The sequence below is a fragment of the Agromyces hippuratus genome (assembly GCF_013410355.1).
GTDB lineage: Bacteria > Actinomycetota > Actinomycetes > Actinomycetales > Microbacteriaceae > Agromyces > Agromyces hippuratus.
The window spans coordinates 500,174-511,877 of the sequence record NZ_JACCFI010000001.1 but is presented as its reverse complement, the minus strand read 5'-3'; the positions used below and the strand labels follow the sequence as shown (position 1 = coordinate 511,877).

The window sequence follows — 11,704 nt, the reverse complement described above, 5'->3', positions numbered from 1 at the left end:
CTTCCAGCCAAACACCAATCACGTGCCGAGGCAACGAACGCGACGCGGCGCGTCGGCCTCAGAAGGCGGGTCAGGCCGCGTTGCTGGCGCTGCGCACCTCGCCGAGGTGCTCGGCGAGATAGTCGTGCACGAGGCGCTTCGCCTCGGCCAGGTACCGGTCGTCGCCGGCCTCGTCGCGCTCGAAGGCGCGGCTGATGAGCGCGTCGCCGAGTTCGATCGAGACGCCGAGGCGGAACCGGAGCTCGACGAGGTCGAGGTCATCGCCGCCGAACTCCGCCTCGATGAGGCGTGCGAGCCGATGCGCGAGCTCGGGCTCGATGTCGTCTTCGGGAGTCTCGCGACGTGCGGCGTGCACGACGCTGAAGCCGGGCTCGTCGCGGTACATCGCAGCGCACGCGTCGATCGCCACGTCCATGAGGTGCCACCAGTTGGCGAGATCGATGTCGACGAGGTCGTCGGCGATGCGCTCGCGGAACCGCCGCACCGAGCGCTCGCGAAGTGCGTACAGCACGGCGACGCGATCGGGGAAGTAGCGGTACACGGTGCCGATCGAGGCGCCGGCGCGCTCGGCGACCATCTGCGTGGTCAGCCGCTCGAATCCGGACTCGTCGACGATCTCCGCCGCGGCATCGAGCAGCGCGTCGAGCCGCTGCGTACTGCGTCGCTGGGTCGGCTCGGTGCGGATCGAGCGTCTCCGGCTCGGATCGGCCCCCAGGATCAGGTCGACATTCGGCACGGAACCTCCTCAGTTGCCCGTCCACTCTACCCGGAGCGGCGCGGGTCGTCCGACCATGCCGGGCACGTTTCGCGACGCGGCCTCGACGCATGACAGACTGAGTGGATGCCGGCGAGCTCCCCCCTTCCGGCCGGACAACGAGAGCGCCAGGTCCGGCATCGTGCCGCGCGCCTCGAAGACTGGGTGCACGACATCCGCGAACGCTGGGCGCGCCGCCGAGGGCACCGGCCCACCATCGTGCCCTACACCGGCTACGGCTCCACCGAATGGGTACGAGTGCTCTGCCGGGTGCTGCTCAGCAAGCCGGTCGACCCCGACGAGACGTCGAAGCGCCGCCGTCGCCGTGGAGAGCAGGGCATCCGCGGATGGCGCAGCTTCACGAGCGTGCCCGTGGGCGGCGTGCCCGTGGTGATCGAGGTCGGCGGCACGAGCATCGAGGTGCTGGCCGATCGCGGCGGGGTGGTCGACACGAAGGTGCCGGTCTCGCTCGAGCCCGGCTGGCACCGTGTCACGCTGCACACCGATGGTGCGGAGCCGGTCGAGGCGCCGATCTGGATCGTCGGACCTGAGGTGCGGTTCGGCATCATCTCCGACGTCGACGACACCGTGATGGTCACGGCGCTCCCCCGGCCGCTCGTCGCATTCTGGAACACGTTCGTGCTCGACGAGCATGCGCGAATCCCGACCCCGGGCATGGCCGTGCTGTTCGAGCGCCTCGTGCGCTCGCACCCGGCCTCCCCGGTCATCTACCTGTCGACGGGCGCCTGGAACGTCGCACCGACGCTCACGAGATTCCTCTCGCGCAATCTCTATCCCGCCGGGCCGCTGCTCCTCACCGACTGGGGGCCGACGCACGACCGCTGGTTCCGGAGCGGCCGTGAGCACAAGCAGGAGAACCTCCGGCGGCTCGCCGAGGAGTTCCCCGAGGTGCGCTGGCTGCTCATCGGCGACGACGGTCAGCACGACGAGGAGCACTACGAGCGTTTCGCGCTCGAGCACCCCGGCAAGGTCGCCGCCGTCGCCATTCGCCGCCTGTCGAAGGGCGAGGCCGTGCTCGCCGGAGGTCGCACCAAGACGGAGCAGCACGCCTCGGGTGTGCCGTGGGTCTCGGCGAACGACGGATCGACGATCGCCGACCGGCTCGCCGATCTCGGCGTGCTCTGACGTTCGAGCTGCTCGCTACGCCGCGACGGCCGAACGGCGGCTGCGTGCGAACTTCGCCAGGCCGCGGTTGACCTGTCTGGCCCAGAACGGGCCCCGGTAGATGAACGCCGAGTATCCCTGCACGAGCGTGGCGCCTGCATCGAGCCGGTTCTGCACGTCGGCGGCGGTCTCGACGCCGCCGACCGAGACGACGCAGAGCTCGGCGGGCACCTGAGCGCGGATGAGTCGCAGGACGTCGAGCGAGCGTGCAGCGAGCGGTGCGCCCGAGAGGCCGCCTGCCCCGATGGCTTCCACGACGGATGCCTCGGCCGTGAGCCCCTCGCGGGAGATCGTCGTGTTCGTCGCGATGATGCCGTCGAGGCCGAGTCGCTCGACGAGCTCGCAGATGCGCACGATCTCGGCGTCGTCGAGGTCGGGGGCGATCTTCACGAGGAGCGGGGTGACGCCGGCGGCAGCGCGCACCGACTCGAGGAGCGGGGCGAGCGAATCGATCTCCTGCAGGCCGCGCAGCCCCGGGGTGTTCGGCGAGCTCACGTTGACCACGAGGTAGTCGGCGAAGGGTGCCAGCACGCGGGCGCTCCGTTCGTAGTCGGCCACCGCGTCTTCGACGGCGGTGACCCGGCTCTTGCCGATGTTGACGCCGAGCACCGGACGATCGCGACGGCGTGCCAGACGCGAGAGACGGCCGGCTGCGGCATCCGCACCGCCGTTGTTGAATCCCATGCGGTTCACGAGCGCGCGGTCGCCCACGAGGCGGAAGAGCCGCGGCCGCGGGTTGCCGGGTTGGGCGACCGCGGTGATCGTGCCGACCTCGACGTGCCCGAACCCGAGGTTGCCGAGGCCGCGCACTGCGAAGCCGTCCTTGTCGAATCCTGCTGCGACGCCGAAGGGCGACGGGAAGCGAAGGCCGAGCGTCTCGACCGCGAGCGACTGGTCGGGCGCGGTGAACCGCTCGACGAGCTTGCCGAACCCGAGCGTCGGCAGCGCACGGATGACGCGGAACGCGAGGTGGTGCGCGTCTTCCGGGTCCATGTGGGAGAGGAAGGCGGTGAAGAGAAGTCGATACATCGCGCCTCAGGCTACCGGAGTGGGAGCGGCGGGGCCGACGTCACTCCACCGGTCGCGCCGGCAGACGCCCGTGCTCTTCACGCAGTTGATCGATCGCGGACTCGAAATCGTCGAGCGAATCGAACGCCTGGTACACGCTTGCGAAACGGAGGTACGCGACCTCGTCGAGCTCGCGGAGCGGCGGCAGGATCGCGAGGCCGATGTCGTTCGCCTCGATCTGCGACGCACCCGTCGAACGGATCGTCTCCTCGACCTTCTGCGCGAGCACCGCGAGGTCTGAGTCGGTCACCGGGCGGCCCTGGCACGCCTTCCGGACGCCGAGCACGACCTTCTCGCGGCTGAACGGCTCGACCACGCCCGAACGCTTGATGACGACCAGACTCGCCGTCTCGGTGGTCGAGAACCTGCGCCCGCACTCGGGACACTGGCGGCGGCGCCGGATCGAGAGCCCGTCGTCGCTCGTGCGGGAGTCGATGACTCGGGAGTCGGGGTGGCGGCAGAAGGGACAGTACATGGTGCTCCCAGCCTAGCGGCGGCGATCGGGGCGCCGCCGACCGCCGCGACGACTCCCGGCGGAACGGATCGGATCGAGGTCAGCCCGGGAAGCGGGCGGTGACGGCCTCGCCGTGGGCGGGCAGGTCCTCTTCGGTCGAGAGCGCGGCGATCACCGGTGCGACCTCGCGGAGCGCCTGCTCGTCGTAGCGCACGACCTGCTGCGGACGCAGGAACGTGGCGGCCGAGAGCCCGGATGCGTGGCGCGCCTGACCGCCCGTCGGCAGCACGTGGTTGGAACCCGCGGCGTAGTCGCCGAGGCTGACCGGCGAGAAGGAGCCGACGAAGATCGCGCCGGCGTTCTCGATGCGAGCGAGCGTGGCATCGACGTCGCGCACCTGGATCTCGAGGTGCTCGGGGCCGAAGGCGTTCGCGAAGTCGGCGGCCTGCTCGAGGTCGTCGACGAGCACGATCGCCGACTGCACGCCGTCGATCGCCTCGCGCACCCGCGCGCTGTGCTTCGTGGCCGTGACGCGCGCCTCGAGGCGCTCGGCCACCCGAGCGGCGAGTTCAGGTGAGTCGGTGACGAGCACGGCGGCGGCGAGCTCGTCATGCTCCGCCTGGCTCACGAGGTCGGCCGCGACGAAATCGGGGTCGGCACTGTCGTCGGCGATGACGAGGATGTCGGTCGGCCCGGCCTCGGCATCGATGCCGGTGACGCTCTGCACGACGCGCTTCGCGGCGGCGACGAAGACGTTGCCCGGACCGGTCACGCGCTGCACCGGGTCGAGACCGATGCCGTCGACGCCATACGCGAAGGCGCCGATCGCCCCGGCGCCGCCCATGGCGTAGACCTCGGTGATGCCGAGGAGGGCTGCGATGCCCGCGATCGTCGGGTGGATGCGGCCGTCGAACTCCGACTGCGCCGGCGACGCGAGCGCGATCGAGCGCACCCCGGCCACCTGGGCCGGCACGACGTTCATGATCACGCTCGACGGGTAGACGGCCTTGCCGCCCGGCACGTAGAGGCCGACGCGGGCGACGGGCTGCCAGCGCTGCTCGACGATGGCCCCCGCGGCGAGCACGGTCGTCTGCGGGGCGGGCACCTGGGCCTCGCTCGCGGAACGGACGCGCTCGATCGTCTGGAGCGCCGCGGCGCGGATCTCGGGGGCGAGACCCTCGAGCGCCGCCGCCAGTTCATCGGCCGGCACGCGCACCGCCGAAGGTCGAACGCCGTCGAAGCGCTCGGCCTGGTCGAGCAGCGCCGTCTCACCGTGCTCGCGCACCTCGTCGATGATCGAGCGGGCGGCGTCGAGTGCCGCGGAGACGTCGGTCGCCGCCCGGGGCACGAGGGCGAGGAGCCCTGCCGTCGAGGGTCGGGTTCCACGGAGGTCGATGGTGCGCAGCATGATGATTCCAGCCTACCGACGTGTCACGCCGCGCACCGGGCCGCCGTCACACGAGGCAGTTCGGGCCGAGCAGGCTCTTCAGCTCGCCGTAGAGGTCGGCGGTCACCTTGACCGGGTACTGCCCGATCTCGAAGACGCGACCGACGCGGCCCTTCGTCAGCGTGATGCGGACCTCGGTGTCGCCGTGATGACGGACGAGCACGTCTCGGAGCGCCTCGGTGGTCTCCTGCGTCGCCCGTTGGTCGGGCAGCGTGATCTTCACGATGCCCGATTCCTCGTCTTGACCGATCTCGGGCGTGAAGACGCTGTAGGCGTGCAGGTTCATGCCGTCGTCGCGCATGCTGACCCGCCCGCGCACGACCACGATCGAATCGGCCTGCAGTCCGGGCGCGAACTCCTGGTAGGCCTTGCCCATGAACATCACCGTGATCTCGCCCGAGAAGTCCTCGACCGTGATCATGCCGTACTGGTTGCCCGAGGCCTTCGCGATGCGGTGCTGCACGCTCGTGACGAGACCTGCAACCGTGACGGTGTCGGCGTCCTGCGTCGAATCGGAGGTCATCAGGTCGGTGATGGTCGTCGACGCGTGCTTCGCGAGCGGAGCCTCGAGGCCCGCAAGCGGGTGATCGGACACGTAGAGCCCCAGCATGTCGCGCTCGAACGCCAGCTTCTGCTTCTTCGGCCATTCCGGGCGCGCGGGCACGAGCGACGGCGCGGCATCCCGCTCGTCGTCGTCGAAGAGGCTGTCGAAGTCGAAGCCGAAGTCGCCGACCTCTTCAGCCCGCTTCTCCTTCACGACCGACTCGACGGCGCCCTCGTGGATCTCGACGAGCGAGCGACGCGTCGCGCCGAGCGAGTCGAACGCGCCCGCCTTCACGAGGGACTCGATCGTGCGCTTGTTCGCCACCGGGAGCGGCGACTTCTTCAGGAAGTCGTGGAAGGACTCGAACCGGCCCTTCGTCTCGCGTGCGCTGCGGATCGCGTCGACCACGTTGAACCCGACGTTGCGGACGGCACCGAGGCCGAATCGGATGTCTTCACCGACGGCGGCGAAGTAGCCGATCGATTCGTTCACGTCGGGCGGCAGCACCTTGATGCCCATGCGACGGCATTCGTTGAGGTACAGCGCGAGCTTGTCACGTGCGTCGCCGACGCTCGTGAGCAGCGCCGCCATGTACTCGGCCGGGTAGTGCGCCTTCAGGTACGCGGTCCAGTAGCTCAGCACGCCGTACGCGGCCGAGTGCGCCTTGTTGAACGCGTAGTCGGAGAAGGGCAGCAGGATCTCCCAGAGCTTCTGGATCGCGGCATCCGAATAGCCGTTCGCCTTCATGCCTCCGGAGAAGCCCTCGTACTGCTTGTCGAGCTCTGACTTCTTCTTCTTGCCCATCGCGCGGCGCAGGATGTCTGCCTGACCGAGCGAGAACCCGGCGACCTTCTGCGCGATCGCCATGACCTGCTCCTGATAGATGATCAGGCCGTAGCTCGTGTCGAGGATCTCCCGGAGCGACTCCTCGAACTCGGGATGGATCGGGGTGATCTCCTGCAGGCCGTTCTTGCGCAGGGCGTAGTTGATGTGCGAGTTCGCACCCATCGGGCCCGGCCGGTACAGGGCGATGACGGCCGAGATGTCTTCGAAGTTGTCGGGCTTCATCTGGCGCAGCAGCGATCGCATCGGCCCGCCGTCGAGTTGGAACACGCCGAGCGTGTCGCCCCTCGCCAGCAGGTCGTAGGCGCCCTGGTCGTCGAGCGCGAGGTCTTCGAGCACCGGACGATGGCCGCGGTTGGCCTCGATGTTGTCGAGGGCGTCGTCGATGATGGTGAGGTTGCGCAGCCCCAGGAAGTCCATCTTGATGAGGCCGAGCGACTCGCACGCCGGGTAGTCGAACTGGGTGACGATCTGTCCGTCTTGCTCGCGCTTCATGATCGGGATGATGTCGATGAGCGGATCGCTCGACATGATCACGCCGGCAGCGTGCACGCCCCACTGGCGCTTCAGGTTCTCGAGGCCGAGGGCCGTCTCGAACACGGTCTTCGCCTCGGGATCGGTCTCGACGATGGCCCGGATGTCGGAGGCCTCTTTGTACCGCGGATGCTTCGAATCGAAGATGCCGGTGAGCGGGATGTCCTTGCCCATGACCGCGGGCGGCATCGCCTTCGTGAGCTTCTCACCCATCGAGAACGGGAAGCCGAGCACGCGGCCGGAGTCCTTGAGCGCCTGCTTCGCCTTGATCGTGCCGTAGGTCACGATCTGCGCGACACGCTCGTCGCCGTACTTCTCGGTCACGTACCTGATGACCTCGCCGCGACGACGCTCGTCGAAGTCGACGTCGAAGTCGGGCATCGAGACGCGGTCGGGGTTCAGGAACCGCTCGAAGATGAGGCCGTGCTGCAGCGGGTCGAGGTCGGTGATGCGCATGGCGTAGGCCGCCATCGAACCGGCACCTGAGCCACGGCCCGGACCCACGCGGATGCCGTTGTTCTTCGACCAGTTGATGAAGTCGGCGACGACGAGGAAGTAGCCGGGGAACCCCATCTGCAGGATGACGCCGACCTCGTAGTCGGCCTGCTTGCGCACCTCGGCCGGGATGCCGTTCGGGTAGCGCACCTCGAGGCCGCGATCGACCTCCTTGACGAACCAGGTGTCTTCGCTCTCGCCCTCGGGCACCGGGAAGCGCGGCATGTAGTTGGCGTTCGTGTTGAACTTCACATCGGCGCGCTCGGCGATGAGCAGGGTGTTGTCGCAGGCCTCGGGGTAGTCGCGGAAGACGTGGCGCATCTCGGCGGCCGTCTTCAGGTAGAACTCGTCGGCGTCGAACTTGAACCGGTTGGGGTCGTCGAGCGTCGAACCCGACTGCACGCAGAGCAGCGCCGCGTGGCTCTTGGCGTCGGCGGCGTGCGTGTAGTGCAGGTCGTTGGTCGCCACGAGAGGCAGTGCGAGGTCTTTCGCGAGCCGGTGCAGGTCTTCCATGATGCGGCGCTCGATGCCGAGCCCGTGGTCCATGATCTCGGCGAAGTAGTTCTCTTTGCCGAAGATGTCGCGGAAGTCGGATGCCGCCTTCACCGCTTCGTCGTACTGCCCGAGCCGGAGTCGCGTCTGCACCTCGCCCGAGGGGCAGCCCGTCGTCGCGATGAGTCCCTTCGAGTACATGGACAGGAGCTCGCGATCCATGCGCGGCTTGAAGTAGTACCCCTCGATCGACGCGCGGCTCGAGAGACGGAAGAGGTTGTGCATGCCCTCGGTCGTCTCCGAGAGCAGGGTCATGTGCGTGTAGGCGCCCGAGCCCGAGACGTCGTCGCCGCCGCCGTTGCCCCACCGGATGCGGGTCTTGTCGCCACGTGCGGTGCCCGGGGTGATGTAGGCCTCGGTGCCGATGATCGGCTTGATGCCGGCGTCGGTCGCCTGCTTCCAGAAGTCGTACGCACCGAACACGTTGCCGTGGTCGGTGACCGCGACCGCGGGCATTCCCTCGCTCTTCGCGGCCTGGATGAGCTCCCCCACCCTCGCTGCGCCGTCGAGCATCGAGTACTCGCTGTGCACGTGCAGATGGACGAAGGAATCGGTGGCCACTGGGCTCCTCATCGGGTACGGCGAGTGTGTTTCGGGGTCTTCACGGGGTCATCAAAGTCTACGGCGACCCGGCGACGCCCGGCCCGCTCGAGTGGTGTTTCAGTCGCCGCGGAGCACGTCGAGCGCGTGCGCGAGGTCGGCCGGATACTCCGACACGAACGTCGTCCACCGACCGTCGGCCGGGTGGGCGAAGGCGAGCTGCTTGGCGTGCAGCCACTGCCGCTCGAGGCCGAGCTTCGCCGAGAGCGTCGGGTCGGCGCCGTACATCGAGTCCCCCGCGCACGGATGCCGCTGGGCGGCCATGTGCACCCGGATCTGGTGCGTGCGGCCGGTCTCGAGGTGCACCTCGAGCAGCGATGCGTAGGGGAACGCCTCGATGGTCTCGTAGTGCGTGACGGCGTGCTTGCCCTCGGCGGTCACCGCGAACTTCCATTCGGAGCGCGGGTGACGGCCGACCGGCGCGTCGATCGTTCCGGCGAGCGGGTCGGGGTGGCCCTGTACGACCGTGTGGTAGATCTTCTCCACCTCGCGGTCGTGGAACTGTCGCTTCAGCTCGGTGTAGGCGCGCTCCGACTTCGCGACGACCATGAGGCCGCTGGTGCCCGCGTCGAGGCGGTGCACGACGCCCTGTCGCTCGGACGCGCCCGAGGTCGAGATGCGGAAACCCGCGGCCGCGAGCGCGCCGACGACGGTCGGCCCGTTCCACCCCACCGAGGGATGCGCGGCGACGCCGGCCGGCTTGTCGACGACCACGAGGTCGTCGTCGTCGTGGATGATGCCGAGGTCGGGCACGGCGATCGGGTCGATGGTCAGGCCGCGCGGCTCCTCCCAGCTCACCTCGAGCCAGGCGCCGGCGCGGAGCCGGTCGGACTTGTCGACCGATGCCCCGTCGAGCGACACGCCGCCCGCCGAGGCGATGTCGGCCGCGAGGGTGCGCGAGAAGCCGAGGAGCTTCGCAAGGCCCGCGTCGACGCGCGCACCCTCGAGCCCGTCGGGAACGGGGAAGGAACGGTGCTCCATCAGGCTCCGGTCGCGGCTTCGCGGAGCGGAACGTCGCCGTCCACCGTGGCGGCGGGCGTCTCGTTCGGCACGGTCTCGACCGCGTCGCGCTTCACGGGCCGCAGCTCGCGCGAGCCGTCGAGGCCGATGCCGCGGATCGTGAGGATCATGAAGAGCACCATGCTCGACACGATCGCGATGTCGGCGATGTTGTAGATCGCCGGGATGAGCCATGGCGTCGCGATGAAGTCGACCACGTGCCCGAGGCCGAACGACGGCTCACGGAAGAGCCGGTCGGTCAGGTTGCCGAGCACTCCGCCGAGCAGGAGCCCGAAGACGACGGCCCAGGCGATCGAGCGGATGCGACGTGCGAACCACACGATGAAGGTGATCACGCCGGCGGCGAGGATCGTGAAGATCCAGGTCATTCCGCTCGCGAGCGAGAAGGCCGCACCGGGGTTGCGCACGAACTGCCACTGGAGCAGCGAACCGAGCACCGGCACGACCTCGCCCTCGGTGAGGTTCGAGACGACGAGGAACTTGCTCAGCTGGTCGAGGCCGTACGCCGCGAGTGCGGCGCCGGCCACGACCAGGAGGGCGGTGGTGGAGCCGACCTTCGCGGCCCGCTCAGCCTCCAAAGCCCTGGAACGTCGGTGCCGGCTGCTCAGCGGGCAGACCCGACGCGCCCACAGGCGACGAGAATCCCTGGTTGCCGGTGACCTGCACCGGCGCTGCGGTGTCGAGCTCGCGGAGCTGACCCTCGATGTAGTTCTTCAGCTTCGCGCGGTAGTCGCGCTCGAACACGCGGAGCTCGTCGACGCGCTTCTCAAGGGCGACGCGCTCCTGGTCGAGCACACCGATCTGCGCGCGCTGCTTGGCCTCGGCCTCGGCGACGACCCGCGCCGCAGTGGCATGGCCCTCGGCGATGAGCGCATCGCGCTTCTCGACGCCCTCGCGGACGTGCTCCTCGTGCAGACGACGGGCGAGCTGCAGGAGGTTCGTCGTGCTCGCCTGCTCGTCGAAGTCCGACTGCTGCGAGACGGGCTGCTGCATCGGCACGGCGACCGTCGGCGGCGGAGCCGCTTGCTCGGTGTAGACCGCGGCAGCTGCCGGCGCAGCGGCGGCGGGAGCCTTGGCGGCCTCCGCAGCACGGGCCTCGGCCGCGGACAGCCGCTGACGCAGCTCCTCGTTCTCCCCGTTCAGTCGACGAAGCTCGACCACGACCTCGTCGAGGAAGTCGTCGACCTCGTCTTGGTCATACCCCTCCCGGAACTTCGTCGCTTGGAAGCGCTTGTTGACCACATCTTCCGGAGTTAGCGCCATGGCTTTCCACCCTCAAATCTGTCGAACTGTTCGATCACGTTCAGCTAACGGTAGCAAAGACATCCTCAGAGTCGTGAGTGCCGATCGTCTCGACCTCATCCCTCGCAGGAGATCATCAGCCGGGCACGGACGCCGCCTGTGCCAGAAGGGACACCACGGTCATCGCCACGATCACGACGAGCATGGCCAGACTCCACCCCAGATCCAATGCGACCTGGCCGATGCGGATCGGCGGCACGAGTCGCCGGAAGAAGCGCACGGGCGGATCGGTGAGGCTGTAGACGGCCTCGACGACCACGAGCCAGGCGCCACGAGGGCGCCATGCACGGTTGAACGTGCGTACGAGATCCAGGACGAACCGCCCCCACATCACGAAGAAGTAGATGAGCAGCAGGATGTAGAGGATGTTCCAGACGATTGCCAGCGCGCCCACGACGGGCTACGCGTGCGTGAAGAACGACGCGTCCACGTCGCCCTCACTCTCGCCGGTCTCCCCCGAGACGACCACATGGGCGGGCGAGAGCAGGAACACCTTGCTCGTCACGCGCTCGATCTTTCCGTAGAGGCCCTGCGAGAGGCCGCTCGCGAAGTCGATGAGACGACGCGCGTCGGCATCCGACATCTGCGAGAGGTTGATGATCACGGGGACTCCCTCACGGAAGGACTCGGCGATCACCTGCGCGTCACGGTATTGACGCGGGTGGACGGTCAGGATCTCGTTCATCTCCGCCTGCGGTGTGCTCGGTTGGACATGGTTCTTGCGCAGCGGTGTGACCGATGCACCGGTCCTCGGTGCAGGCGCCGCGTTCGCGACCGGGGTCACCGGTGCGGGCGCGTGGGCCTGCGTGGTCTCCTCTTCGAGCTCTTCATCGGCGAGTCCGAGATAGACCATCGTCTTCTTGAGCGGGTTCGACATCGCTGCCTCCGTCTGTGTTCCGTCTCTTC

General features: G+C 68.6%; 11 protein-coding genes. 1 reads left to right on the top strand and 10 read right to left on the bottom strand.

The annotated features are described in order from the left end of the window. Positions 1-70: 70 nt before the first annotated feature. The gene (locus tag BJY17_RS02430) at positions 71-736 is read right to left on the bottom strand and encodes a TetR family transcriptional regulator (RefSeq protein ID WP_179549967.1); all 666 of its coding nucleotides are present in this window, start codon (positions 734-736) and stop codon (positions 71-73) included. A 105-nt stretch (positions 737-841) separates the two neighbouring features. Here BJY17_RS02430 and BJY17_RS02425 point away from each other — a divergent pair, with 105 nt between their 5' ends. Next, the gene (locus BJY17_RS02425) at positions 842-1,900 is read left to right on the top strand and encodes an App1 family protein (protein WP_179549966.1); all 1,059 of its coding nucleotides are present in this window, start codon (positions 842-844) and stop codon (positions 1,898-1,900) included. 15 nt (positions 1,901-1,915) lie between these two features. Here BJY17_RS02425 and BJY17_RS02420 read toward each other — a convergent pair whose 3' ends face one another. From BJY17_RS02420 to BJY17_RS02380, 9 genes are all read right to left on the bottom strand, one after another. Continuing rightward, positions 1,916-2,968: a quinone-dependent dihydroorotate dehydrogenase gene (locus BJY17_RS02420; RefSeq protein ID WP_179549965.1), complete on the bottom strand. Its 1,053-nt coding sequence runs from the start codon at positions 2,966-2,968 to the stop codon at positions 1,916-1,918. Positions 2,969-3,008: 40 nt separating this feature from the next. Further along, positions 3,009-3,482, bottom strand: coding sequence for a transcriptional regulator NrdR (gene nrdR, locus BJY17_RS02415; RefSeq protein ID WP_056008298.1), 474 nt, complete (start codon positions 3,480-3,482; stop codon positions 3,009-3,011). Positions 3,483-3,561: 79 nt separating this feature from the next. After that, complete coding sequence (gene hisD / locus BJY17_RS02410) at positions 3,562-4,869, bottom strand: histidinol dehydrogenase (protein WP_179549964.1); 1,308 nt, start codon at positions 4,867-4,869, stop codon at positions 3,562-3,564. A 46-nt stretch (positions 4,870-4,915) separates the two neighbouring features. Further along, complete coding sequence (gene dnaE, locus BJY17_RS02405) at positions 4,916-8,449, bottom strand: DNA polymerase III subunit alpha (protein WP_179549963.1); 3,534 nt, start codon at positions 8,447-8,449, stop codon at positions 4,916-4,918. A gap of 87 nt (positions 8,450-8,536) precedes the next feature. Then, positions 8,537-9,457, bottom strand: a complete 921-nt coding sequence (locus BJY17_RS02400) for an RluA family pseudouridine synthase (protein ID WP_179549962.1) — start codon at positions 9,455-9,457, stop codon at positions 8,537-8,539. Beyond that, complete coding sequence (gene lspA, locus BJY17_RS02395; protein ID WP_179549961.1) at positions 9,457-10,074, bottom strand: signal peptidase II; 618 nt, start codon at positions 10,072-10,074, stop codon at positions 9,457-9,459. The genes BJY17_RS02400 and lspA overlap by 1 nt, the downstream gene beginning before the upstream one ends. Beyond that, entirely contained in the window at positions 10,064-10,759 is a 696-nt protein-coding gene (locus BJY17_RS02390; RefSeq protein ID WP_179549960.1) for a DivIVA domain-containing protein, read from the bottom strand. Before BJY17_RS02390 ends, lspA begins: the two co-directional genes overlap by 11 nt. Before the next feature lie 115 nt (positions 10,760-10,874). After that, positions 10,875-11,192 carry a YggT family protein gene (locus BJY17_RS02385; protein ID WP_179549959.1) on the bottom strand — a complete coding sequence of 106 codons (318 nt, stop codon included), beginning with the start codon at positions 11,190-11,192 and terminating at the stop codon, positions 10,875-10,877. A gap of 6 nt (positions 11,193-11,198) precedes the next feature. Then, complete coding sequence (locus tag BJY17_RS02380; protein WP_074259250.1) at positions 11,199-11,675, bottom strand: cell division protein SepF; 477 nt, start codon at positions 11,673-11,675, stop codon at positions 11,199-11,201. Positions 11,676-11,704 lie beyond the last annotated feature (29 nt).

Excerpts from the sequence above, each read along its gene's own strand:
- nrdR (WP_056008298.1), bottom strand. The coding sequence starts at position 3,482 with ATGTACTGTCCCTTCTGCCGCCACCCCGACTCCCGAGTCATCGACTCC.
- hisD (WP_179549964.1), bottom strand. The coding sequence starts at position 4,869 with ATGCTGCGCACCATCGACCTCCGTGGAACCCGACCCTCGACGGCAGGG.
- BJY17_RS02400 (WP_179549962.1), bottom strand. The coding sequence starts at position 9,457 with ATGGAGCACCGTTCCTTCCCCGTTCCCGACGGGCTCGAGGGTGCGCGC.
- BJY17_RS02420 (WP_179549965.1), bottom strand. The coding sequence starts at position 2,968 with ATGTATCGACTTCTCTTCACCGCCTTCCTCTCCCACATGGACCCGGAA.
- dnaE (WP_179549963.1), bottom strand. The coding sequence starts at position 8,449 with ATGAGGAGCCCAGTGGCCACCGATTCCTTCGTCCATCTGCACGTGCAC.
- BJY17_RS02425 (WP_179549966.1), top strand. The coding sequence starts at position 842 with ATGCCGGCGAGCTCCCCCCTTCCGGCCGGACAACGAGAGCGCCAGGTC.
- BJY17_RS02380 (WP_074259250.1), bottom strand. The coding sequence starts at position 11,675 with ATGTCGAACCCGCTCAAGAAGACGATGGTCTATCTCGGACTCGCCGAT.
- BJY17_RS02390 (WP_179549960.1), bottom strand. The coding sequence starts at position 10,759 with ATGGCGCTAACTCCGGAAGATGTGGTCAACAAGCGCTTCCAAGCGACG.